Genomic DNA, 23,187 nt, shown 5'->3' with positions numbered 1-23,187 from the left:
GTGTATCGGCGTGCCTGTTCATAGCGACGGGACGCCGCTCATGTCGCACACCGTCACGAGGTCGTGAGACGCGCGCAGTACCACCGGACCCATGCCGGTCACCTCCTGGACGGTCGAAACATCCTGACCTGCTGCCACGATACCTCGATAGTTGCTGAAACGTAGCTGTATGACGGTGGTCTGCCGTACCGGTGGATGGGCCGCGATTCCCGCCACGCGTGTAGGTGGCAGCCGTGCGGGCGAGGTCCAGGATTCGAGCCCACCCCACATCCTGGATCCTGGACTCTTGTACTATCTGGTCCTAGCATGCTTGGATGCAGGATGGATCTCGTATAGGGGACGCCCGTGCGTCGGCGAGGTGCCGGGCTGTCCACCTGGAGTCCGGGCTCGTCGCCGTGTCACCGGTTCCGTCGTACCACGGCTAACCACCTGACCAAACGAATGATCGGTAGCTGCTGCACTGCCGAGGCGACGAACAAATGGGTTCGTTCCCACTGCAGTGCTGATCAGGTCATGGGTGTGAGCGCATTGCAGTGTTGACACCGCAGAGGCCGGGTCGTAAATTGACTTACTAACTACTATTAGTTAGGTTTTGGCGGTGGAGCTACTCAATACCTTCTCGGTGGATGTTCCCGTCGACCGGGCCTGGGCAGTCTTGACCGACGCCGAACAAGTGATTCCGTGCCTGCCCGGCGCGGCGCTTCAGGCTGTCGATGGCGACCGCTTCGAGGGCGTGATCAAAGTGAAGTTCGGCCCGGTGTCACTGCTGTTCACCGGCGAAGGGCGGTTCCTGAAGAGGGACGAGGCAAACCGTCTGGTGGTTATTCAGGCTTCCGGCCGAGATGTCGCCGGTCAGGGAAACTTGTCGGTGACGATCACCATGAACCTCGATCCGCGAGGAGCGAGTACCGAAGCTCACGTCCAAACGGATCTGGCGTTGTCGGGCCGGGCCGCGCAGTTCGGCCGAGGTGTGGTCGCTGATATCTCCAGTCGGATCCTCATGCAATTCGTCCGCAACTTGGAAAAGTATCTCGAGGTCGACAGTGATGCTGATCCGGAAAGAATCGAAGCGCTCGATCTGGGCGCGGTGGCAGGGCCGACACTGATGAAGTTCGCCGCTGCGGCCGGGATTTCTGTCGTGGCTGTCTTCTCGGTCGCGTTGGCCTTCCGTCGACTTCGCCGAAAAAGGCTCGCATCCTGATTTGGGCGCCTCTCGGCGTCTCGATGTCCTGGCGACGTGCTTCGGACTGCCGGCAGTATTGTGAACGGAGGGCTTATGCGATTGGGAGCGATCGAACTCGACCCTGTCTACGACGGCATCGGGCGGGAGAATGCCCGGGAAGTTTTGTGTCGAAAAGGTTTCGACGGAGATCCGTGGGACGAAAATTCCGGACTGCTCGACACCGAGGGGAATCTGGAGCTTGCGGTCGGTGGTTATCTTTTGCGGACCTCGGATCGTACAATACTCGTCGATGCCGGTGTCGGGTCGATCGACAACGGCAGATATCGGGGCGGCGAGCTACTGAACAGCCTCGCCGGGTACGGTATCGAACCCGGCGACGTCACGGACGTTATTTTCACTCACCTGCACTTCGATCATGTCGGCTGGGCGACCAGAAAAGGCAACATAGTCTTCGAGAACGCCACGTACCGGGTCCATCGGCTGGATTGGGAACATTTCGTCGAGAGTTCCGATGCCGAACCGGGTGCGAAGCGAAAGCTGAATCCTGTGGTGCCTCGGTTGGAGCTGTTCGACAGCGATGTGACGATCGCTCCCGGCGTTGTGGCCCGGCACTTCCCGGGACATACTCCCGGCACCACCGTCTTCATCGTGTCGTCGGAGGGTCGGACGGCTGCTCTCGTCGGTGATCTCGCCCATACCCCGCTGGAGTTCACCCAGCCTGATTGGGAATTCTTCTTCGATTTCTCGCGGGATCGAGCGCGAGCGTCCCGGTCAGATTTCGTGTCTGAATTCTCCGATACCGGCACCGCTGTATTCGCAGCTCACTTTCCGGATCTCCGCCCCGGCTACCTCACTACTCGGGACGGTCGTACGGAATGGACTTACGAAAAGAAAGAGACATTCTGACAATGGATATGAATCTACTCGGCAAGACGGTTCTCGTGACGGGGGCCGGCCGCGGGCTGGGTAAGGAGATCGGGCTGGCCTTCGCTGCCGAGGGTGCGAATGTGGCGTTTCACTACGGTTCCTCCGCGCAAGGCGCCGAAAACGCGGCCGAGGAGGCGATAGCTCTGGGAGTGAAAGCGATCGCGGTCGGAGCGAACCTGGCCGACAGGGAAGCGGTCCTCGGTGCGGTCGATCTGGTCAAGGACAGCTTGGGTCCCATCGATGTCCTGGTCAACAACGCCGCGGTCACCCAGAACAAGCCGTTCCTGGAATCTACCGAGGAAGATTGGGCTCCGCAGGTCGATATCACCGTGACCGGAACCCTTCGGATCACCCAGGCCGTATCCCGGCAGATGGTGGAGCATCAGGTGGAGGGGTCGATCGTCAGCCTGATGGGAGATTCCGGCCGGGTCGGCGAGTCGCGCCTGCTGGTGACGGCGACGACCAGGTCGACGACCCTCGGATTGACGAAGTCCCTGGCGAAAGAGCTGGCGCGGTACAAGATCCGGGCCAACGCGGTTTCCATCGCCCTCGTACAGACCGGCAGCCTCGACGAGCACACCGGCAATGCAGACGACGAAAAGATGAAGCGGATCCTGTCCGCATACCCGCTCCGGCGCTTCGGGCGGCCCGCCGACATCACGCCGGCGATCCTGTTGCTGGCCTCGCCTCGCTCGTCGTGGACGACAGGCCAGGTCTTGTCGGTGAACGGCGGGTATTCGATGCCATGAAAGAACTCGGTACAGGCGCCTACGAGGGAGTCGTCGGAAAGCGGGTCCGGCGTAAGGAAGACAGTCGGCTGGTCACGGGCCACGGGCGGTTCGTCTCGGACCTCGAATTTCCACGCATGCGCCACGTCGCGTTTCTGCGCAGCCCGCTGGCGCACGCGAACATCGGATCGGTCGATGTTTCCGAGGCTGCGGCTCTGCCCGGCGTCCGGAAGGTTTTCACAGGTGACAGGCCGGATTTCCGGTCGGTACATCTGATCGCGCAATCGGCTCTCCCGACATATGTGGAGACGGCGCAGCCTGTTCTCGCGAACGAAAAGGTGCGGTTCGCAGGCGAAGCGGTCGCCGCCGTTGTGGCCGACAGCCGGTACCTGGCCGAGGATGCACTGGAGCGCATTCGGGTGGATTACGAGGTGTTGCCACCCAGCGTCGACGCCATGGTGTATCCGGAGGTTCCGGTGCACGCTGAAGCTCCGGACAATGTCCTGCTCGCGAGAACCTTCACCGCGGGCGATGTCGATGAAGCCTTCGCGGGTTCGGCTGTCGTCATCGAACGTGAGCTGACCACGAACCGGCACGCCGGCAACCCGATGGAATGCCGGGCGGGCGTCGCGTTGTGGGACGCTCACGAGGACAAGTTGGTCCTGTACCTGGGTACTCAGATTCCGCATCTCGTACGGAACATGCTGGCGGAGCTGCTCGGACTGGCCGAAGGCAACGTTCGAGTCGTGGCACCCGACGTTGGTGGAGGCTTCGGTACCAAGGCTGTCCTGTACCCCGAGGATGTCGCGCTGTGTCTCATGGCTCGCGCCATGCCGGGCGTTCCCCTCAAATGGGTCGAAGATCGTGCCGAGCACCTCCTGGCCGCGGCGCATGCCCGTGATCACCACTATCGTATGAAGGCCGGATTCGGGCCGGATGGGACACTGCTCGCACTGGATGCGGCGGTCACCTGCAATGTGGGTGCATATTCGGTGTATCCGTGGACGGCCGGTATCGAGCCGCTGATGGCCGGCGGACTGTTGTCGGGCCCGTACCGGCTCGAGAACTACCGCTGCTCGGTGCGTGGTGTGGCGACGAACACGGCCTGTGCGGGTCCGTATCGGGGCGTCGCGAGGCCGGCAACGGTTTTCGCCATGGAGACGATGTTCAACGCCGCCGCCGCGCAACTCGGAATCTCCGACCTCGATATCCGTCGGCGTAACCTGATCCGGCCCGAGGACGTACCGTATCGGATGCCGAGTCGGCTCGTCGATGATTCCGGCACATATCTGGAGTGCCTGGCCAAGTGTGTCGTCGCGATCGATTACGACGCCGTTCGGGTCGAACAACGACGTCGGCGGACGACCGGCGAGAACCCTCTCGGTATCGGTGTTGCTTGCTACAACGAACTGACGGGGCTCGGGCGAGCCGCCGCGGCAGGCCCCCGAATGCCGTTCCGTACCGGCCATGACGCCTGCACCGTTCGAGTGGAGCCGGATGGCACGGTTACGGTCCTGAGCGGGGTGACCACGCAGGGGCAAGGTCTCGAGACCACGATCGCGCAGATCGTCGCGGACGCAGTAGGAGTCGGCTACGACGACGTCAACGTCCGGATCGGAGACACCAACGAGTCGCTCTGGGGTTTCGGTGCGTTCTCTTCGCGGCAGGCGGTGATCGGCGGTGGTGCCGCGCACCGCGCCGGGCAGATGGTACGGGAGCAGATCCTGAAGTTGGCAGCGCTGGTGTACGAGACCGCAGATCCGACTCTTGTCGCGGGTGAAGTGTGGGGATCGGACACCGAGAAACCGATCGGGACCCTGTCGGAGCTGGCGAGGATCGCCTACCTCGAATCGAACCGGCTTCCCGAGGGCATCGAGCCGGGCCTGCAGGCGACGACTTTCTTCGATCCGATTCGAGGAGCCTTCGCCGCGGGGGTGCAAATGGCCGTTGTCGAGATCGACCGGAGCACCGGAGAACTCAGGATCTTGAACTATGTCTGTGCTGAGGACGCCGGCCGGGTGATCAATCCCCAGGTGGTCGACGGGCAGATCATGGGGGCTTTCGCGCAGGGAATAGGAGGGGCCCTCTACGAGCATCTGATCTACGACGAGGGGGGAAATCTGTCGACCGGAACCCTGATGGACTACCTCATGCCCAGTAGCCATGAGATCCCCGAGTTGACGATCGAGCACGTGTCCCGGCCCGCGGACAATCCGCTCGGCGTCCGGGGTGTCGGCGAAGGAGCCACCTTGGGGCCGAATGCGGTACTCGCCGGCGCGGTCTTCGACGCAGTGGGTGTCGAGGTCACGGATCTGCCGATCACTCCGAACCGGGTATGGGGGGCGCTGCAATGATCACCGCGACGATGCGGGACGGCGTCGCGGTGATCACCCTGCGCCGACCGGAGAAGCGAAACGCGCTCGACATCCCACATTTGAACGAATTCACCGAGACCTTCAGCGGCACCCTCGACCGAGGGGTACGTACGGTCGTCGTCACGGGTGAAGGGCAATGCTTCTCCGCAGGCGCCGACCTCGGACAGGTTTACACCAGTGATTTTCGTGAGGCGCTGTACCGCGCGCTCCAAGCGATCACCGCGGCCTCGATTCCGGTGATCGCGGCGGTGAACGGTCCGGCGATCGGTGCGGGGACGCAATTGGCGATTGCCTGCGACCTGCGAGTCGCCGATGTCACCGCCAGTTTCGCCGTGCCCACCGCCAAGAACGGTCTCGCAGTGGATCCGTGGACGGTACGTCGCCTGGCGACGTTGGCCGGCGGAGCAACAGCATCCGCGATGCTGTTGGCCTGCGAGATCTTCGATGTACATGCGGCCGTTCAGCGGGGCCTCGCCGACCGCGTCGGTGACCTCGACGCCGCACTCCGGCTGGCCGACGAGCTCGCGACTTTCGCACCTCTGTCGCTGTCGTACTCGAAACGAGCTCTGCAGCGGTTACTGGAGCCCGAGGCCAGAGACGAACATCTGGTGGCGCTCTTCGAAGAGTGCTGGGGCAGTGCGGACTTCGCCGAGGCACAAATCGCACGCGTGGAACGGCGGACGCCGAAATTCATCGGAAAGTGAGAGAGGCCGAATGAAACCCGCACCGTTCGAATACGCGCGACCGGCGAGTATCTCCGAAGCCATCGACGCCCTTGCCTCCTCGGCCGGTGACGCCAAGATCATTGCCGGTGGCCAGAGTCTGATTCCTGTGTTGGCGATGCGTCTCGGTCGCGCGGGGCTGCTCGTCGACATCAATCGAATTCCGGGTCTCGCTTCGATCAGTCGGCACGAGGACAGTCTCTTCGTCGGTGCGCTCGCGCGACACCAGGCCATCGCCGAACAGCAAGACATGCCGCTACTCGCCGAAGCGGCAGCATGGATCGGGCACACCGCGATCCGGACACGCGGCACCACGGGGGGAAGTATCGCGCACGCCGATCCGGCTGCGGAGCTTCCGGTAGTGGCCGCGGCGCTGGAAGCGACTGTGCACGTCGTCGGACCCGAAGGCGAGCGGACGGTGGGAATAACGGACCTGTTGGTCGGTCCCCTCGAGAATTCGCTCGCGGAGACCGAGATCATCGTCGGCGTCACGTACCCGATGCCGTCCAGGTGGGGATTCGCGGAATTGTCACGTCGTCACGGCGATTTCGGTCTTGTCACCGTGGTGGCAGTCGAGGTCGAGGGGAAGGTGCAACTCGCGGTCGGTGGTGTCGGTCCGGTGCCGGTGCGGCCCCGAGAGGCCGAGCAGGTTCTGAACAATGCGCCGCTGTCCGGATCGGTGATCGAAGAGGCGGCGGCGCTCTCCGCCGCCGCGATCACTCCGAATTCCGACATACATGGCACAGCAAATTATCGGATCGCGATGACCAAGGAGTTCACCCGCCGTGCGCTTCTCGGTCTGACCCTCAGTGCCGCAAAGGACGCCGGATGATGCGAGTCGAATTCACGGTCAACGGTCAGCGGGAGACGGTCGAGGTCGAGCCGCGCCGGACGCTCGCCGATGCTCTACGCGAAGACCTCGGATTGACCGGCACCCACCTCGGGTGCGAGCACGGCGTGTGTGGTGCGTGCACCGTGCTGGTCGACGGGGGAGCGGTTCGCGCCTGCCTGATGTTCGCGGTACAGGCGGACGGGGCCTCGATCACAACGGTCGAGGGGATGGCCGGCGACGATGGCACGAAGCATCCTCTCCAGGAGGCGTTCTGCGACCACCACGGCCTGCAGTGTGGATTCTGTACGCCCGGAATGTTGATGTCGGCGCTTGATCTGCTGCACCGGGATCCCCATCCGACTCGCGAACGTATCAGAGAAGAACTGTCCGGCAATATCTGTCGATGCACCGGCTACACCGGCATCGTCGATGCCGTCCGAGCCGCAGCGAAGACCCTGGCGTCGGCGTCGGCCGACATCGACGAATAGCGCCGGTACGGCTGGCGCTTTGCCGGTGTCCCAACCCGTCCCAGAACAGGAATCACATCATGACCGTCGCCGATACAGCGAGCTTGCTTCTCCGCTTGACAGTCGGGCTCACTCTCGCTGCCCACGGCTGGAACCATCTTTTCGGTTCCGGAGGCCTGTCCGGCACGGCACGGTGGTTTGCCTCTATCGGACTGCGGCCGCCGAGGTTGCATGCCCTGGTCAGCGGCGCCGGCGAATTGTGCTGCGGGCTGGCATTGGCCGCCGGTCTGTTCACCGCGCTGGCTGCGGCGTTCGTGGTCGGCACGATGGCGGTCGCCGCGGTGACAGCCCACCGTGCCAACGGATTCTTCGTATTCAAGGACGGCTACGAGTACGTACTGGTGCTGGCTGTCGTTGCCGCGGTCATATCGCTGATCGGGCCGGGTCGGGCGTCGCTGGACGCGCTCATCGGGATCAGTTCATCGATGTCCGGTGTAGCCGGATTGCTGACTGCGGTCCTTGCGGGGGGACTCGGCGGCGCGGTTCTCCTGGCAACGTCATGGAGACCGAATCAAGAGCCGAAGTAGGGTGGGGCGTCATCCGGCCGACGCGTACCCGGCACCGCCGCTGCTACTGCGACGCCCACCGCGTGCGCGGCTTCGGTCAGCATATCGCTGTACTGTGACGACCGCCCCGACAGCAGCTGGTCTCCCACCGCGGCGAGAGTCAACGCCATCCGCGGCCGGTCGGAAGGCAGCGGGACCAGGACAGCCATACCGCAGATGCCTTCGATGGTCAGATCGCGCATGCAGAAGAAGCCGGCCATCGAAATCGCGTGCATGGCGGAGCGAATCCGATCCTCATCGAGAAGCGCCGGAATGTCGGTGACACGGCGGGCCCGTTCGTCCCGGGCATCCGCCATGATCTGCTCCTGCATCGAGTTCGGCATAGTGCTCATCAGGGCTATTCCCGCATGGGTGGCCGGCAAGGGCTTCGTGTCACCGACCCCCACCGTGTGGACGTGGACTGGGGAAGATCCCTGGCTTCTCGCGAGATAGTGCACCCGACGGTGGATGAGTGCGCCCGCATACGCCGTCACCGTGCTGCGGTCGGCCAGTTGTTCGGTGATCGCCGCGATGTGCTCGACCACGCTCCCGAACGGGTTCGGTGCGACCACACCCAGCCCGTATGCGGCGGGCCCGAGCCCGTAGCGGCGGCCCGTTCGTTGTTCGATCATTCCGGTATCGATCAGTTCCGCCAGAATTCTGTGGGCAGTCGGTCGCGGGAGGCCGGTGATTGTCGCGACATCGATCAACCGTGCGCCCACCGGTTCTCGGTCGGCGACCGCGCGCACGATATGCGCGACCCTGCCCACGACGCTCGCCCCTTGAGCGCTGGTCCTCATCCGAGTCTCCTCCCGATTCGAGTCCACTGAGCAGACTATGGTCAGTCGTAGTTCAGCTGGATGGAATTACTCGACAATAGTCCCGTAGCCATTGAGCCACAACATCATTACAGTTGACTCGAAGGTTGCTGCTGTGGAACTCTTGTACGAATCGGCGCTTCCGGACACGGAGTCTGCCTCTCGGGAGCGCTCAAAAGTCCGTTGAATGGACTTACCGGTGAGGAGAAATCACATGCCGCCATCCGCTGCAGTACCGCTGTCCGTCGAACGGAGCGTTGTCGTCGAAGGCGTCCGGGTGCGCTACTTCGACTCCGGTCCCGCGAAATCGGACCTGCCGCCGGTAGTGCTGGTGCACGGCACCGGCGGTACGACCTCGTCGCACTATTCGTTCGTATTTCCGATGCTCGCGGCGCATCAGCGTGTGATTTCGGTCGACTTGGCCGACACCCGGCACGAGGTTCTGGCGTTGAGTGATCTCGAGGCGCAGGTGGCGGCGGTGATTCGGGACGCCGTGACCGTACCCGTTACCCTCGTCGGTTACTCCTTGGGTGCCGTTGTCGCCTCGTCGCTGGCAGGGCGGCACGGTGCGCCGGTGGATCGCCTGGTGACCATCGCGGGATGGATGCGAACGGATGCGCAGCAGCGATTGCGCAACGATATCTGGCGCGAGCTCCGGGACAGCGGATCCGAATCGGCTCGGAAGTTCACGGTTTTCGCCGGCTTCGGTGGGGATTTCCTCGGAGAGCGCAAGAGCGGCGAACTCGAGGCCCTCATCAATTCGGTCGAGTTCACGCAGTTCCAATATCGCCAGATGGATCTCAACCGAAGGATCGACATCACCGAATCGGTACGAAATATTCGGGCGAAGGCGCTGGTCATCGGATGCCGGGACGACTACATGGTACCGGCGCGTCATTCTCGAATGCTGTTCGGCGCGATGCCGGACGCTCGGTACACCGAGATCACCTCGGGGCATGCTGTTGTTTTCGAACGACCGGCCGAACTGGTGCACTGGATCGGTGCGTTCAACGCCGATACCGAGCGTTATCCCGCGGGGGCGATCTTGTCGGCCGCTCAGCCATGAGTCTTGATTCGAAGTCGATACATCCCCCGAGCTCCGAAGGATAATTGTGACTGTCAACCATGGTACAGAAAACGATCCACTGTCCCTCGTCGACATCATCATCGTCGGCGCCGGCTTTTCCGGTATCGGGATGGGCGTTCGCCTGACGCAGCGTGATATGCGCTCGTTCGTCATTTTGGAACGAGCCGAGGATCTGGGCGGATCCTGGCGTGACAATATTTATCCCGGCGTCGCTTGCGATGTCCCGTCACCGCTGTATTCGTACTCGTTTCGAACAAATCCCGAATGGACCAGGCTGTACTCACCCGGAGCCGAAATCCATCGATACATCCAGCAGGTGGCCGTCGAAGCGGGGCTGGGTCCTCACCTGCGGTACGGGGCGGAGATGCTGTCGGCGCGATGGGATCCGGAAACGGCGCTGTGGACGGTCGAAACGCCGCGCAGCCGATTTTGCGGTCGCTATCTCATCACCGCGACGGGGCACCTCACAGATCCGAAATTTCCCGATATTCCGAATCTGGAAACCTTCCGGGGCGCGATCATCCACTCCTCGCGCTGGGACGCCGAACTCGAGCTGGAGGGCGCGGCGGTAGGTGTCATCGGGTCGGGTGCATCCGCGGCGCAGATCGTGCCCGCTCTGGCACCGATCACCGATCGTCTGGTCATGTTCCAGCGCAGTGCTCCCTATGTGATGCCTCGCAACGATCGCGAATTCACCGAAGCGGAGAAAAGCCGGTTCAGGCGGGACGCGGCGTCCATGGATGAACTTCGGCAGCGCATCTTCTGGACCGGTGAATACAACTTCGCCGCTCGCAGAATGGTGCCCGGTTTCCTCGAGGAGGCGCGCGCGGTCGCATCGAACCATCTTGCTGCCCAGGTGGTCGATCCGGCGCTACGCGAGATCATGACTCCCGACTACGAGATCGGGTGCAAGCGGGTTCTGCGCTCGGACGACTTCTACCCGGCGCTGACCCGTCCCGACGTGACCGTCGAAGGGTCGGCGCTCGCCCGCATCGAAGGTGGTCGTGCGGTCAGTGCCGCCGGCAATACGTTCGATCTCGACGTGCTGATCTTCGCGACCGGTTTCGAAACTTGGGATCTGCCGTCTTCCCATCTCGTCTTCGGCCGGAACGGTCGATCACTCGCCGATCACTGGTCGGAAGGCATGCGTGCCTACAACTCGACAACGGTTGCGGGATTTCCCAACCTGTTCATCCTGAACGGACCGGCGACGAGCCTGGGGCACAACTCGCTCATTTACATGATCGAGACCCAGATCGACTATGTGCTCGGAGCACTGACCTGGATGGAGCGCGCGGGCATCACCACCGTCGAAGTCGACGAGGCTGCCGAGCGGGCCTACGCGGACTATCTGCACGGACAAGCCCAGCAGACCGTTCTGCTCAACGGTGGATGCAGCAGTTGGTACATCGATCCGCGCAACGGTAAAGCCACACTCTCGTGGCCGGGCTTCGCGCATGCCTTCCGTGACCGCTGTGCCGACTTCGATCCCTCTGTCTACGTGACGACCGCCGCCGAGCCGGTCGGGACGGCACAGTAGAAAATCCTGGATTCCGGATCCAAAATTCTAGATTTGGCAGTAGGTTGGAGACATGGCTTCCTCTTCGGTGACAGCGAAACGGCTGCGCCCCTTCGATGAAAGCGGCGTGGTGCGCCGGCCGGACGGTGTACTGGCCTATTCGGATCTGCCGCCGTCGCTCGTTGCCATGCTGCGAACGAGCCGGGAGCGATACGGTTCTCGGTGCGCCGTCACAGACCTGAACGGCGCGAGCTATTCCTACGACGAGCTGTGGAAGGAAGCGGCTGCGGTCGCGGGCGGCTTGCGCGCTCAGGGGATCGGCCGGGGCGATCGTGTTGCCTTGTACCGCTCGAACGACGCGGCATGGGTGATCGCCTACTTCGCGGTACAAATGGCTGGTGGCGTGGTGGTTCCGATCAACACGCGGCTGTCCACTGTCGAGCGCGACAGCATCTGTGCTGATGCGGGAGTGTCCGCGAGCCTCGATTCCGGTCGATTGCCGACAGGTCCTGCCTGGACAGTGGACGACCTGGAACCTACCGAGATCGCCGCGTTGCTCTACACCAGCGGCACCACCGGCGAGCCGAAAGGTGTGATCGCCGAGCATCGCAATATCGTCTCGATATCGGAGACCCAAGGCCGGGTGACCGGCTATCGGGATGCCGTCGACCTGGTGAACCTGATCAGTGTCCCCCTTTTCCATGTCACTGGATGCAATGCGCAGATGATCGCCACCCTCCGGGCGGGCGGCACCGTCGTCATCATGCCCAAGTTCGATGTGCGTGGATTCTTGGATGCGGTGGAACAGTATGCGGTGACGGCCGCGATCGCGGTGCCGGCGATCTATGCGATGGTGCTCGCAGACCCGATCACATCCACCCGAGATCTGTCGACGCTCGAAAGCGCTCTGTACGGCGGTGCACCCATGTCGCCAGCGTTGATCAGCAAGCTTCGTGCGGCACTGCCCGGCTGCGCGCTCGGTAATGGGTTCGGCCTGACGGAGACGGCGTCCGTGTCCACCTTCCTGCCGGACCAATGGTGCGATGAGAGGCCCGAAACGGTCGGGTTCGCGACGCCGGTGGTGGAACTGGATCTACTGGAACCGGACGAGCACGGTGTAGGTGAGTTGCTGATCCGCGGTGAGAACGTCAGCCGAGGGTACTGGAACCGGCCCGACCTGGCCCGCAATTTCGCTGATGGCTGGCTGCATACAGGAGACCTCGCCCGGATCGATGACCAAGGATTCTGCGAGATCGTGGATCGCCGGAAAGACATGATCATCCGCGGCGGCGAGAACGTCTATTGCGTCGAGGTGGAGAACGTACTGGTAAGCCACCCTGCGGTATTGGAAGCAGCCGTCGTCGGTGTGCCCGACGAGGTCATGGGTGAGCGTGTCGGTGCAGTTGTCGTCACCGGGCCAGAGCGCGATATCGATGCCTTGGGTATCCTGCGTCATGCAGCCGAGCGATTGGCGAAATACAAACTGCCAGAGTTCATTTCGGTCACCGACGAGCAGTTGCCTCGTAACCCCGGCGGCAAGGTGGTGAAGGCTCGTGTGAAGGACCGGGACTGGGGAAGGATCGTCCGGCTCTGAGCTGCGGCGAGCCGGAACCAGCAGAGCGGCATCAAGCGGGCGGACTCCACTCGATGGAAAGAAGTGGCCGATGGACCGAGAAGAATGCTCACCGGATACCGAGATACCGATCGGGGGATTGGCCTGCGGCGAGTGCGGTCAACCCGCGATCGCGTTCATCCCCGGCAAATTCGTACGTCATCACGACCATGTCTGCTTGATCGGTGATCCAGCGGCGTCACGCAGAGTGCGGCCACCGGCATCGCACAAGCACCCTCGTTGATCAACTACCGGGTGGCGGGACGGAGTCGGGTAGATCGGTTGTCGCCTCGGCCCCACCGGCTGCCGACCGCTTCGTGTCCGCGACACTCGCTTCGGCCTGACCCGGACCGCCTCGATCATTACTGCGGTTTGCGAACGCCAGGAGTTGGCAAGAGATGTGTCGACGAGCATCCGTGCTGGTTCAGGTTCAGTAGGTCGTAGTGCCGAACCTCGCTGTCCTACGACCAGGCCGCGACCTGCTCGACGCTGCTACCGCCACCAGCGGGCCCGGACTGGCTGGGACTTCCATGTACTCCGGCACTCACAGCGGCTGAACTACGGCGAACTCGGGACGGGTCCAGCAGCCTCCCGGCGTTGCGGATACCGGGCCCGGTGCTGCCGAAAGGCAACAGTTTCGGCGGGCGCGACTACTCCGAGCGGCATAGTTCCGCACAGTTGGAGAGGTGTCGGCGCCTTACCCGGATCCGTGGACCAGTACAATCATACATATGGTGCACGTATGTCCAGAGGCTGGCCGAAGCCGGTGCGGAGTCATCGACCTCTTCACGGAGTCGGGTGTCTTCCCGGATTTCGACTGCTCCTGAGAAGATCCCATGGTGACTCGGCACATCGACAGGCGTACCGCTGATCTTCCGGCGATTACTCGCGAAGACGTTCGCGATGCGGCGCTAACCCTTTTTGCGGAAAAAGGATATCACGGGACCAGCCTCAAGGAAGTGGCCCAACGGCTGGGACTTCGCACGCCCAGCCTGTATAACCACATGGAATCCAAGAGCGCTCTGCTGAGCGAGATCGTGCTCGGAACGCTCGAGCATGTGGTGAACGACTACAACAGGGCGATGGCCAATGCGGACGGTCACGTCGCCAAGCTGCGCACCGCGACAGAGGTGTACGCACTTCACCACGCCACGTACCGCCGTGAGGCACTCGTCGTCAATCAGGACACGGTGCATCTGGAGGAGCCCGATCGGAGCGTCGCTCAGGATATCCGTCGTCGCCACGAGAAGGCATTTCGGCAGATCATCGTCGATGGTCGGCGCGAGGGCGTGTTCACGGTGGATTCGCCCAAACTGGCTTCCTTCGCGATCCGGGAGATGTGTGTGAGCATCGCCCGATGGTTTCGGGAGGACGGCGAGATGAGTCCGGAACAGGTGGCAAGACAATACGGCCTCTATGCCGTGAACCTCGTCGGTGCCATCGGGATACAGCCATCGGAGCGTCAACTGCCGTCGCTCCCATGACGACTACCGGTCCCTGTCGAACATGATCACCTGGCGGACGGACTGTCCGTCGGCGAGTTCGTCCATCGCGAGATTGATGTCCGACAGGCCGATACGTGAGGTGATCAGCTTTTCGACGGGTAACAACCCGTCCCGCCACATCTGGACATACAGCGGTATGTCCCGTTCCGGCACGGCGGAACCCAGATAGCTTCCGACGATGGTACGTGCGCCGGCGACCAGGCCCAGTGGAGAGATCTTCGCCACGGCGGCAGGCGCTGGGAGTCCGACAGTCACTGTCGTTCCACCTGCGGCCGTCGCGGCCACCGCCGTCTCGAAGGCACGAACGTTGCCCGCTGCTTCGATGACCACCGGTGCGGTGATGCCTTGATCGGAGATCTCCTGTGGCGAATATGCTTTCGCACCCGCCGCCCGAGCGTGGGCAAGTTTGTCCGGAAGCGCGTCGACGCCGATCACCTCGCCGGTTCGTAATGCCAGGGCGGTGATCAGTGCGGCCATACCCACGCCACCGAGGCCGACGATCATGACAGTATCGCCCGGGTTCGGTTTGCCGGCGTTGATGACCGCCCCGCCGCCGGTCAGAACCGCACAGCCGAGTACCGCGGCCACGTCGGGCGGGACGTCGTCGTCGATCGGAACGATCGACCTTCGATCGACCACCGCGTGCGTGGCGAATCCGGAGACGCCCAGATGGTGGTGCACCGCGATGTTGTCGCGATGCAATCTGGATCCGCCACCGAGTAGCGTTCCGGCATTGTTCGCCGCAGTGCCCAGGACGCATGGAAGTCGCCCGTCCGTCAGGCACGCAGGACATACCCCGCACCGCGGCAGGAAGGTCATCACGACGCGCTGACCCACATCGAGGTCGGACACGTTCGGGCCGATCTCCTCGACACGGCCGGCCGCCTCGTGACCGAGCAGCATGGGGACCTGGCGGCGACGGTTCCCGTCGACCACTGAAAGATCCGAATGGCAGATGCCGGCACATTCCATGCGGATCAGCACTTCCCCCGGTCCCGGCGGGTCCAGTTCGAGCTCCACAACGGTAAGGGGCCGGGATTGGGCGTAGGGTCGTTCGCGTCCCATGTCCTGGAGGACGGCGCCTGAGATCTTCATTTCTGCTCCGACATATTCTCTCGGGATGATTTCAGCAAATGCCTGCGGATTTTTCCGGATCCGGTCCGGGGGATCTCCGATATTTCGACGAAATCGACCGGAATTTTGTAGCGAGCTAGTTGCTGCAGGCAATGATCGCGGAGGTCGTCAGGCACGATGTTCGTGCCGGAGGCAGGCACGACAAAGGCGATCGGGACCTCCCCGAGTGCAGGGTGGGGCACGCCGACCACTGCCACGTCGGCGACGGACGCCGCAGTGCTCAGTGCACCTTCGATCTCGGCCGGATAGATGTTCTCGCCGCCTCGGATGATGAGTTCTTTCGTACGGCCGCTGATGAACAGGAATCCGTTCCGGTCGCGGCGGGCGAGATCGCCGGTCCGGTACCAGCCTTCGTGGAGCACCGCGGCTGTGGCCTCGGGCAGATCGTGATAGCCGAGCATCAGATTCGGCCCTCGTGTCCAGAGCTCGCCCTCGGCGTCGCCGTCGACATCTCGGCCGGTAGCCGGGTCGACGAGCCGGACACACACCCCGGGAAGCGGCAGGCCACACGACCCTGCGGGACTTTCGCTGTCCGGCGGGCTCATGGTTACCATGGTGGAGGTTTCGGTGATGCCGTAGCCATCGAGTAGCCGAACGCCAGAAAAACTTTCGAATTCCCTGTTCAGTGGCGCAGTCAAGACCGCGCCGGCAGATATACAGAGCCGCAACCCGGGCGCGTGGAGTTTCCTCGGCCCGTTGGCGTCGAGTAGATACCGGAACATGGTCGGGACACCGGGAAACAGTGTCACGGCCGCATCTTCGAGGCGATCGAGAACCTGCGAGGTCGAGAACCGGGTCATCAATCGAGTGGTCGCTCCGGTCGCGACGACAGCCAGCACGCACAGAACGAGTGTGTAGGAGTGGAACAGTGGCAGCGCGGACAGCACGGTGTCCCCTGTGCGCAGGTCGATAATCGGTTTCCAGCAGGCGGCGACCACCCACAGGCAGCTTCGCTGGGACAGCCGAACCCCTTTCGGCCGGCCGGTCGTGCCCGATGTATACAGCATCCAGCACCACTCGTCCAGATCTGTGTGGTCACGAGGTGCGAGGCCGGCGATCGGGACCAGCAGGTCGCTGTATCGGACTATCCGGGCGTCGACCGGAGCCGAAGAGTGGTCGTGCCCGCCGACGACGATGACCAGCGCCACGGCCAGGTGCTCGGCGTTTATGACGGACAGGGTGGCATCCAGGTGTGACGCATCTGTGAGCACCGCCCGCGAGGAGGAGTCGCGCAGAACATGCGCAAGCTCCGGTGCGGTCATGTTCGGATCGGCACATACGGTGACGATGCCTGCACGAGGTGCGACTAGATAGCCCTCGACTGCCTCGACACAGTTGTCGAGAAACATCGTGATCCGATCTCCCACGTGGAGGCCTCGGTCCGCCAGTTGCGAAGCCACGGCCGCCGTTCGGTGGAGGAGCTGTTCATAGCTGATCGTGGTGCGGTCGTCACAGAAAGCTGTGACGTGGGGATGCTGCTCAGCGCGCTGCGCCAACAGAGTCGAGATCGGCTCGATGACGTCGGAACGAAACACCGTGGATCCTCTTACTAACTATAGTTTGTTCGTAAAGGCGAAGTGTTGGTTCAGTGGTCATAACGTTCGAGAGCCGTTCGGATGCCGGGCGGAATCGGCGTCGGCCGGCCGCTCTCCCGGTCGACGTAGACATGCACCCACCGGCAGCGTGCCGCGATCTGTGCGAGATCGGGGCGCAGCGGATCTTCGACATCGAACAGGCCGAGATCGTATGTCACGCTCGAGTTGCCCAAGCGTTCGACGCGTAGTCCGACGAGCACATCGTCGGGGAAGGTGACCTGTCGCAGGTAGCGGCAGCAGGATTCGGCCACGACCCCGGCTACGTCACCGGCCACGGGGTCGAAGCCGGTCTGCTCGATCACCAAGTTCCGATTGATGGCCGCGTCGAAGAGTTCGTAGTACACGGCGTTGTTGAGGTGGCCGTACATGTCGTAATCGGACCATCGTGTGGTCATGGACTGAGCCACGGCGAAGTCGGCCAGGCTGTCGCCGCGCTCTCCATTGCGCACTTCGGAGGTCATGTTCTCACCCATCCATCTGCTCGTTCCGACCTGTTGACACGTCGTCTCGACGCGACGTACGGTCGCATCCTAACGATTATTAGTTAGGTCCAGCTGTGGAACCGCACAACACGTTCCCGAGGCGATCCCGCGACCGAGCCGCGAGCTCGGAACGTCGTGGACCCTCGTGCGAACGACATCCCGCCGCCTCGCCGAACGACGTCGAACCACCTCGAAAGGACGGGACTGAACCGTGAACATCACCAGACTCGAGGTCTGGTCGAGGGCCTTGCTCACCGTTCGGGCGCGTGTCCTGGTCATCGTGTTGATTCCGAGTCTGGCGCTGTTCGGCCTGGGTGTCGCCGGTGCGTGGATCCTGGTCGAACGCGGCCTGCATGCGCGAGACTGGTCCGGCGACATCGAGCGCGGGATTCAGCCCGGGCTGGAGTTCATCAACGCCGCCCAGCGTGAACGCTCATTGTCGTTGTTGTTGCTCAGTGGTGGCGCGGTGGATCGGAACGACCTCCAGTCGCAGCGCCATCGGCTCGACGGCGTGCTGTCCGCGATCGAATCCACCCGGGCCGCTGTAGCGGAGATCGAACCGGGAGCCGCGGAGGACGCAAATTCGTCCTATATCGCTGCCCGAGACAGACTCGCAAACGTACGAACTCAGATCGATACCAACGGCTTGTCGATCGATGCGGCTGACCAGTTCTACACGCAACTGGTCGGCATCTCGATCGCGGCGACCGAGTCCATCGAACTGATTGCTCCGGACCCGGCGACAGCTGTGCATCTGACCACAGCGACGGGGCTGGCGAATGTCGTCGAAGCGATGTCGCACAGCAATGCATTGGCGGCCGCCGGCACGTTGAACGGGCCGCTCTCGGCGCCGCAGTTCTCCAGGTACAGCCGCCTGGTGGACTACTACCACGCCGAGGTGGACAGCCTCTCCGGTCAACTCACAGCCGATGAGCACAGGCAGCTCGAAAAGCTCGAAACCGAAACATCCTGGCAGCAATTGAGCCAGGTCGAGGATGCCTTGCTGCAGCACGGTGCCGGGGGGAAGCCCGTCGAGCTACCGATCACCACCGCCGAATGGCAGAGTGCGGCCGAAACAGTGAACTCCGGACTGTTGGAACTATGGAAATCGCACGTGAAATACGCGATGCGATTCGCCAATGATTCGGGCACCCGGACGATGAACAATTCACTGCTCGGCGGTGGCGTGATCGTGATCCTGGCGACCTTCGCCTTCGGAATCGCGCTCTGGTTGTCGGATCGACTGGTTCGCAGGCTACGCCGACTGCGGAACCGTACATTGGCGCTGGCGGAGGACGAACTGCCGGATCTGATGCGGCGTGCCGGGACGGGCAAGCCGATCGATCTCGATGCCGAGGTTGCCGAACTGGATTTCGGCCGCGACGAGATCGGCCAGGTCGCAAATGCGTTCAGTCGGGCTCATCGGGCGGCGGTGGCCGCCGCGGTGGCTGAAGCCAAGACACGCGAGGGGGTACGAGCAGTATTCCTCAACATCGCTCATCGCAGCCAGTTGATCGTCCATCAGCAACTCGCTCTGCTCGACGGCGCGGAGAACCAGCAAGAGGACCCGGTCATCCTCGACGTCCTGTTCCAGCTCGACCAGCTGGCAACCCGTGGACGACGCAATGCGGAAAATCTGATCATCCTGGGTGGCGAACGGCCGGGACGGCAATGGCGTAATCCGGTGGCCCTGCTCGAGATCGCTCGCAGTGCGGTCGGCGAGACCGAGGGATTTGCCCGCGTTCGCTTCGGCCGGGTGCCGGAGGTGCGCCTGGCCGGTACGGCGGTGGCCGATCTGATTCACCTTCTCGCCGAGCTCATCGACAATGCGACGTCTTTTTCACCACCCAATTCTCGCGTCGAGATCTCCGGCAGTCTCGTCGGCCGGGGTGTGGCCCTGGAGATCATGGACCAAGGGCTGGGCATGCCTCAGGACGATCTCGATCGCATCAACGCAATGCTCAGCCGCCCGCCGGATTTCGGCATCGCCGAACTGTCCAGCGATTCCCGGCTCGGCATGTTCGTCGTCGCCCGACTGGCTGCCCGCCACGGCGTCGGAGTTCGTCTCGCTGAATCCGACTATGGTGGTATTCGCGCGATCGTGTTGATCCCCACCCCTTTGGTCGTCCAAACGGATGCACCCGAACAGCGCTTCGATGATCCCACCCCGACGGCTGTGAGATGGTCTCCACCCGCCGGTATCCGTCCCGACGACCACGATTACGGGCACGCCGCGGACCCGGGGCCCAGCCGTACGCGTTCGCTCGCCCTCGAGGACGCCCGCCGTGCAATCCCCGCCGAACCGGTGTTCGAACCGCCCGCGCAGCATCGGACCCGCGGGCAGACCGAGCCGCCGGACCAGCCGGATTGGCTTCCCGGCGACGGCCGGCCGCCGCTTCCGCGGCGCCGTCGGCAGGCAAGCCTCGCACCGCAACTGGCCGATTCCGAACCGCCGTCCATGCTCGAGCCGACCGGACAGGCCGAAGATCGGTCGCCGGATGACGCGCGCAATCGGTGGTCTGCAATCGCTACCGGGACCAAACAGGGCCGCCATCCCCAGACGCCGGGGCAGCGCGGGCATCAAGTCGGCAACAGCGACGAGCGAAAGAACAACGGTGACTTCTTCCCGCGGCACTAATCTCGATTGGCTACTGAACGAACTGGTGCGGCAGCTCGCCGGCGTTCGGCACACGGTTGTGCTGTCCACCGATGGACTGCTGCTCGGGCAATCCACCGCGATGTCCCGCGAGGATGCCGAACATCTGTGTGCTCTGGCTTCCGCGCTGCAGGGACTTGCGCGCAGTACGAGCCGTCGATTCGGCGGTGGAGCGGTCCGGCAGACAGTCGTCGAGCTCGACGATGCGATGTTGTTCGTCACCACGGCGGGGACCAATGCCTGCCTGGCGCTATTGGCCGATGATTCCGCGGACCTCGGCATGATCGCGTACGAGTTGAATCAGACGGTGAAGCGGGTGGGTGCGGTCCTGGCCACAGCCTCGCGTGTTCCGGCGGACCGGCACCCGGGCTCGGGTGTGCCATGATCGATCCGCGCAAACCATGGTTCGACGAGGCGGCCGGCCCGCTGGTACGGCCGTTTGCCGTGACCCGCGGGCGCACTCGCAGTGTACGACCGGATCTCGGGATGCTGACACAGGTGATGACGACTCAGGTCGAGCCGGATCTGCGCCGGCTGGAACCCGAATATCGTGAGATAGTCCGTTTGTGTGAGCGCCCGCAGTCGATAGCCGAAATTTCCGCGCGATTACATCTGGTCCTGATGGTGGCAAAAATCCTCGTCGGGGACCTGATCGCTGATGGTTACCTGGTTTTCCGGACCGCGGCAGAGGACCCCAGTACCGATATCGATATGTTGTGGGCAGTGTTGAATGGCATCAGAAAACTATGACCCTGCCGCACCCGCGGTGCCGGCAGTGTCGGTGAAAATCCTCGTCGCCGGAGGTTTCGGGGTCGGCAAGACGACAATGGTCGCCGAAGTAAGCGAGGTTACCCCGCTACGCACCGAGGAGATCATCAGCGAGTTGAGCGAAGGTGTCGACGATCTGACCGGTGTGCAGGAAAAGTCGACCACAACCGTCGCGTTCGATTTCGGTCGTATCACCCTCGATCGGGAACTGGTTCTCTACCTGTTCGGTACTCCTGGGCAGGAGCGGTTCTGGTTTCTCTGGGACGAATTGTCCACCGGCGCCCTCGGAGCGGTCGTGCTGGTGGACACGAGGCGTCTTCCCTCGTCTTTCGCGGCCATCGACTATTTCGAACGTCGCGGTCTGGCATTTGTCGTGGGGGTGAACTGCTTCGAGGGTGCACCCCGTTACATGGCTGAGGAGGTCCGGGAGGTACTCGACCTCGATCCGCACGTACCCGTACAACTGTGCGACGTGCGAGACCGGAACTCAGCAAAATCGATCCTCATCACGTTGATGGAGTACTTGATCAGCCGCGTTCAGATTCCCGATTCGGCTCGCCGCTGATCAGGCACGTGATTCGGGTGCGGCTGGTTCCAGCGGTGCCACGGCGGCCATCGTCCGGTTCAGTATCGGCGACAGAGCGGTGGTTCCGCCCTGCGCAAGCCAGGCGGCCTGCGCCGAGTCGAGGCAGGCGAGGGCCGCGCCGGCCAACGCGACCGGCCGCGGATCAGGCCCCGAATCGGTCCAGGCGGGCAGTCTCGAAGCGATGGCCGGCGCCAGAAGCTCACACCATCGTGATTGCTTTTCGAGATGGCGGGCCTTGAGGGCCGGGGCCTCCTCGAGCATGCGGAGAAGAGGAAGTGTGCGTTGCGGATCGCGATCGTTGTGCTCGACGATGATGGCGAATGTCTCACGCAATGCGCGCCACGGATTTTCGTGCGGAGGCCGCTCGGCTAGACGTGCTGCCAGCGACTGCCCCATCGCTTCCAGATTGCCGAGAACGACATCTTCCTTGGAACCGAAGTAGCGGAAGAAGCTCCGCTTCGACAGCCCGACCGTCGCAGCGATCTCCTCGACTGTCGCGGAGTCGTAACCTTTGGCAGCGAACACATCCAAAGCGGCGGCCATCAATTCCTCGCGCACTGCGTTGCGGGTGCGGGCGCGGAGGCCCATCGGTTCGTCGGAGTCCACTGCTTCAGGGTATCCGATGCCGAAACTGTCACTTCATGCCGGATTCGGCGTTCGCTCGGGACATGGTAAGGCAGCGCGGCGCCGGGCCCGAACCGCACTGTTTCGCAGGCGGTTCCGACCCGGCAGCCCTCGACGCCGCGGTCAGCCGACGAGAAGTCCGCCGTCACACTCGAAGATCGACCCGGTGACGTAGGAAGAGTGATCACTCGCCAGAAACAGCGCGACATCAGCGATCTCACGAAGCTGACCGAGGCGGCCGAGTGGGATCGTCGCTAGCAGGCTCTCCTTCTTGGCGGCCGTGTCGATCAACCTGTGGGTTCCCTCGGTGCCGGCGATGAAGCCCGGCGAAATGGCATTGACCCGCACTCCGTGCTGTCCCCACTCCGCTGCCAGAACCTTCGTGAGCATGTTGACACCGGCCTTGGCCGCGCCGGCGTGCACCTGTTCGACCATCGGCTTGACCGCTTGAGGTGCCGTGATCGAAATAATCGACGCGCCGGGCGTTCGCAAGTGCTCGTGTGCGTGCCGGAGGACATTGAACGTACCGATGAGGTCGATCTCGATGACCGTCCGGAATCCGTTCGGCGAAAGCTCACTCGCGGGAGCGAGAAAGTTTCCGGCCGCACCCGACAGCACGATATCGATCGTGCCGAAGCGCTCCCGGCAGGCCGCAAGTGCCGCAGCCACGGCGGCCGGGTCTCGCACGTCCCCCGCTGCGAAATCGGCGACGCCGCCTGCTTCGGTGATGCTACGGGTCGCCTCGTCGAGCTTCTCCGCCGAGCGGCTCATGAGCATCACCCGCGCACCCTTCTCGGCGAAGCGTTGCGCGATGGCGAGGTTGATACCGCTCGAACCGCCGGCGACGAACGCAACGCGGCCGGCGAGAAGTCCGGGTACGAACGCATCGGCCGGGGTCGGCCGTTCGATATGATCAGACGACATTTTCGCCCTTGTCTCCGCTGGTGGTCGTCGGCACTCGG

Annotated in this window: 22 protein-coding genes; 16 read left to right on the top strand and 6 right to left on the bottom strand. The window is 63.2% G+C overall.

Annotation, left to right across the window (positions count from 1 at the left end; translation table 11 throughout):
- Nucleotides 1-598: 598 nt before the first annotated feature.
- The 8 genes from LBW94_RS25220 (at nucleotide 599) to LBW94_RS25185 (ending at nucleotide 7,821) form a co-directional block, all read left to right on the top strand.
- The gene (locus LBW94_RS25220) at nucleotides 599-1,201 is read left to right on the top strand and encodes an SRPBCC family protein (RefSeq protein WP_225061481.1); all 603 of its coding nucleotides are present in this window, start codon (nucleotides 599-601) and stop codon (nucleotides 1,199-1,201) included.
- 75 nt (nucleotides 1,202-1,276) lie between these two features.
- Nucleotides 1,277-2,089, top strand: coding sequence for an MBL fold metallo-hydrolase (locus tag LBW94_RS25215; RefSeq protein WP_225061482.1), 813 nt, complete (start codon nucleotides 1,277-1,279; stop codon nucleotides 2,087-2,089).
- 2 nt (nucleotides 2,090-2,091) lie between these two features.
- Nucleotides 2,092-2,859 (top strand): SDR family NAD(P)-dependent oxidoreductase, encoded by a 768-nt coding sequence (locus tag LBW94_RS25210; RefSeq protein WP_225061483.1) that lies wholly within the window; start codon nucleotides 2,092-2,094, stop codon nucleotides 2,857-2,859.
- Nucleotides 2,808-5,192, top strand: coding sequence for a xanthine dehydrogenase family protein molybdopterin-binding subunit (locus LBW94_RS25205; protein WP_225061484.1), 2,385 nt, complete (start codon nucleotides 2,808-2,810; stop codon nucleotides 5,190-5,192). The genes LBW94_RS25210 and LBW94_RS25205 overlap by 52 nt, the downstream gene beginning before the upstream one ends.
- Nucleotides 5,189-5,917, top strand: coding sequence for an enoyl-CoA hydratase (locus LBW94_RS25200; RefSeq protein WP_225061485.1), 729 nt, complete (start codon nucleotides 5,189-5,191; stop codon nucleotides 5,915-5,917). The genes LBW94_RS25205 and LBW94_RS25200 overlap by 4 nt, the downstream gene beginning before the upstream one ends.
- A gap of 10 nt (nucleotides 5,918-5,927) precedes the next feature.
- A complete protein-coding gene (locus tag LBW94_RS25195) occupies nucleotides 5,928-6,767 on the top strand; it encodes an FAD binding domain-containing protein (RefSeq protein ID WP_225061486.1) in 840 nt (279 codons plus the stop codon).
- Nucleotides 6,764-7,255, top strand: coding sequence for a (2Fe-2S)-binding protein (locus LBW94_RS25190; RefSeq protein WP_225061487.1), 492 nt, complete (start codon nucleotides 6,764-6,766; stop codon nucleotides 7,253-7,255). Before LBW94_RS25195 ends, LBW94_RS25190 begins: the two co-directional genes overlap by 4 nt.
- A gap of 59 nt (nucleotides 7,256-7,314) precedes the next feature.
- Complete coding sequence (locus LBW94_RS25185; RefSeq protein ID WP_225061488.1) at nucleotides 7,315-7,821, top strand: DoxX family protein; 507 nt, start codon at nucleotides 7,315-7,317, stop codon at nucleotides 7,819-7,821.
- On the opposite strand, the gene LBW94_RS25180 is transcribed toward LBW94_RS25185, so the two are convergent.
- Nucleotides 7,806-8,639: an IclR family transcriptional regulator gene (locus LBW94_RS25180; protein WP_225061489.1), complete on the bottom strand. Its 834-nt coding sequence runs from the start codon at nucleotides 8,637-8,639 to the stop codon at nucleotides 7,806-7,808. The two genes, LBW94_RS25185 and LBW94_RS25180, sit on opposite strands and share 16 nt — an antisense overlap.
- Nucleotides 8,640-8,934: 295 nt before the next feature.
- On the opposite strand from LBW94_RS25180, the gene LBW94_RS25175 reads away from it, so the two are divergent.
- From LBW94_RS25175 to LBW94_RS25160, 4 genes are all read left to right on the top strand, one after another.
- Nucleotides 8,935-9,723 (top strand): alpha/beta fold hydrolase, encoded by a 789-nt coding sequence (locus LBW94_RS25175; RefSeq protein WP_266272019.1) that lies wholly within the window; start codon nucleotides 8,935-8,937, stop codon nucleotides 9,721-9,723.
- 46 nt (nucleotides 9,724-9,769) lie between these two features.
- Nucleotides 9,770-11,284, top strand: a complete 1,515-nt coding sequence (locus LBW94_RS25170; protein WP_225061491.1) for a flavin-containing monooxygenase — start codon at nucleotides 9,770-9,772, stop codon at nucleotides 11,282-11,284.
- Nucleotides 11,285-11,336: 52 nt separating this feature from the next.
- Entirely contained in the window at nucleotides 11,337-12,857 is a 1,521-nt protein-coding gene (locus LBW94_RS25165; protein WP_225061492.1) for a class I adenylate-forming enzyme family protein, read from the top strand.
- 854 nt (nucleotides 12,858-13,711) lie between these two features.
- Complete coding sequence (locus LBW94_RS25160; RefSeq protein WP_225061493.1) at nucleotides 13,712-14,359, top strand: TetR/AcrR family transcriptional regulator; 648 nt, start codon at nucleotides 13,712-13,714, stop codon at nucleotides 14,357-14,359.
- A gap of 3 nt (nucleotides 14,360-14,362) precedes the next feature.
- Here LBW94_RS25160 and LBW94_RS25155 read toward each other — a convergent pair whose 3' ends face one another.
- The 3 genes from LBW94_RS25155 to LBW94_RS25145 are packed head-to-tail and all read right to left on the bottom strand — an operon-like array spanning nucleotide 14,363 to nucleotide 17,570.
- Nucleotides 14,363-15,475, bottom strand: coding sequence for an alcohol dehydrogenase catalytic domain-containing protein (locus LBW94_RS25155; protein WP_225061525.1), 1,113 nt, complete (start codon nucleotides 15,473-15,475; stop codon nucleotides 14,363-14,365).
- A complete protein-coding gene (locus tag LBW94_RS25150) occupies nucleotides 15,472-17,049 on the bottom strand; it encodes a class I adenylate-forming enzyme family protein (protein ID WP_225061494.1) in 1,578 nt (525 codons plus the stop codon). The genes LBW94_RS25155 and LBW94_RS25150 overlap by 4 nt, the downstream gene beginning before the upstream one ends.
- Nucleotides 17,050-17,099: 50 nt before the next feature.
- On the bottom strand, nucleotides 17,100-17,570 hold the full coding sequence (locus LBW94_RS25145) for an acyl-CoA thioesterase (protein WP_225061495.1): 471 nt from the start codon (nucleotides 17,568-17,570) through the stop codon (nucleotides 17,100-17,102).
- A 232-nt stretch (nucleotides 17,571-17,802) separates the two neighbouring features.
- Between LBW94_RS25145 and LBW94_RS25140 the strand changes: the two genes are divergently transcribed.
- Genes LBW94_RS25140 through LBW94_RS25125 form a run of 4 tightly spaced genes read left to right on the top strand, consistent with a single transcriptional unit; the run spans nucleotide 17,803 to nucleotide 21,580 of the window.
- A complete protein-coding gene (locus LBW94_RS25140) occupies nucleotides 17,803-20,229 on the top strand; it encodes a nitrate- and nitrite sensing domain-containing protein (RefSeq protein ID WP_225061496.1) in 2,427 nt (808 codons plus the stop codon).
- The gene (locus LBW94_RS25135) at nucleotides 20,207-20,632 is read left to right on the top strand and encodes a roadblock/LC7 domain-containing protein (RefSeq protein ID WP_225061497.1); all 426 of its coding nucleotides are present in this window, start codon (nucleotides 20,207-20,209) and stop codon (nucleotides 20,630-20,632) included. Before LBW94_RS25140 ends, LBW94_RS25135 begins: the two co-directional genes overlap by 23 nt.
- Nucleotides 20,629-20,997 (top strand): DUF742 domain-containing protein, encoded by a 369-nt coding sequence (locus tag LBW94_RS25130; RefSeq protein ID WP_225061498.1) that lies wholly within the window; start codon nucleotides 20,629-20,631, stop codon nucleotides 20,995-20,997. The genes LBW94_RS25135 and LBW94_RS25130 overlap by 4 nt, the downstream gene beginning before the upstream one ends.
- Nucleotides 20,978-21,580 carry a GTP-binding protein gene (locus LBW94_RS25125; RefSeq protein ID WP_225061499.1) on the top strand — a complete coding sequence of 201 codons (603 nt, stop codon included), beginning with the start codon at nucleotides 20,978-20,980 and terminating at the stop codon, nucleotides 21,578-21,580. Before LBW94_RS25130 ends, LBW94_RS25125 begins: the two co-directional genes overlap by 20 nt.
- On the opposite strand, the gene LBW94_RS25120 is transcribed toward LBW94_RS25125, so the two are convergent.
- Together LBW94_RS25120 and LBW94_RS25115 are read right to left on the bottom strand one after the other, a co-directional pair.
- The gene (locus LBW94_RS25120) at nucleotides 21,581-22,207 is read right to left on the bottom strand and encodes a TetR/AcrR family transcriptional regulator (protein WP_225061500.1); all 627 of its coding nucleotides are present in this window, start codon (nucleotides 22,205-22,207) and stop codon (nucleotides 21,581-21,583) included.
- Between the two features lie 141 nt (nucleotides 22,208-22,348).
- Nucleotides 22,349-23,149, bottom strand: a complete 801-nt coding sequence (locus LBW94_RS25115; RefSeq protein ID WP_225061501.1) for an SDR family oxidoreductase — start codon at nucleotides 23,147-23,149, stop codon at nucleotides 22,349-22,351.
- Nucleotides 23,150-23,187 lie beyond the last annotated feature (38 nt).

It is taken from the genome of Nocardia sp. alder85J (assembly GCF_020176955.2).
Taxonomy (GTDB): Bacteria; Actinomycetota; Actinomycetes; order Mycobacteriales; family Mycobacteriaceae; genus Nocardia.
The sequence above is the reverse complement of the archived record's forward strand: the minus strand, read 5'-3'. Positions and strand labels throughout refer to the sequence as shown.

Bases quoted from the DNA above. Each gene is read 5' to 3' on its own strand.
- LBW94_RS25215 (WP_225061482.1), top strand. From the start codon at position 1,277: ATGCGATTGGGAGCGATCGAACTCGACCCTGTCTACGACGGCATCGGG.
- LBW94_RS25210 (WP_225061483.1), top strand. From the start codon at position 2,092: ATGGATATGAATCTACTCGGCAAGACGGTTCTCGTGACGGGGGCCGGC.
- LBW94_RS25195 (WP_225061486.1), top strand. From the start codon at position 5,928: ATGAAACCCGCACCGTTCGAATACGCGCGACCGGCGAGTATCTCCGAA.
- LBW94_RS25200 (WP_225061485.1), top strand. From the start codon at position 5,189: ATGATCACCGCGACGATGCGGGACGGCGTCGCGGTGATCACCCTGCGC.
- LBW94_RS25145 (WP_225061495.1), bottom strand. From the start codon at position 17,570: ATGACCTCCGAAGTGCGCAATGGAGAGCGCGGCGACAGCCTGGCCGAC.
- LBW94_RS25115 (WP_225061501.1), bottom strand. From the start codon at position 23,149: ATGTCGTCTGATCATATCGAACGGCCGACCCCGGCCGATGCGTTCGTA.
- LBW94_RS25190 (WP_225061487.1), top strand. From the start codon at position 6,764: ATGATGCGAGTCGAATTCACGGTCAACGGTCAGCGGGAGACGGTCGAG.
- LBW94_RS25165 (WP_225061492.1), top strand. From the start codon at position 11,337: ATGGCTTCCTCTTCGGTGACAGCGAAACGGCTGCGCCCCTTCGATGAA.
- LBW94_RS25160 (WP_225061493.1), top strand. From the start codon at position 13,712: ATGGTGACTCGGCACATCGACAGGCGTACCGCTGATCTTCCGGCGATT.
- LBW94_RS25155 (WP_225061525.1), bottom strand. From the start codon at position 15,475: ATGAAGATCTCAGGCGCCGTCCTCCAGGACATGGGACGCGAACGACCC.
- LBW94_RS25180 (WP_225061489.1), bottom strand. From the start codon at position 8,639: ATGAGGACCAGCGCTCAAGGGGCGAGCGTCGTGGGCAGGGTCGCGCAT.
- LBW94_RS25185 (WP_225061488.1), top strand. From the start codon at position 7,315: ATGACCGTCGCCGATACAGCGAGCTTGCTTCTCCGCTTGACAGTCGGG.
- LBW94_RS25125 (WP_225061499.1), top strand. From the start codon at position 20,978: ATGGCATCAGAAAACTATGACCCTGCCGCACCCGCGGTGCCGGCAGTG.
- LBW94_RS25130 (WP_225061498.1), top strand. From the start codon at position 20,629: ATGATCGATCCGCGCAAACCATGGTTCGACGAGGCGGCCGGCCCGCTG.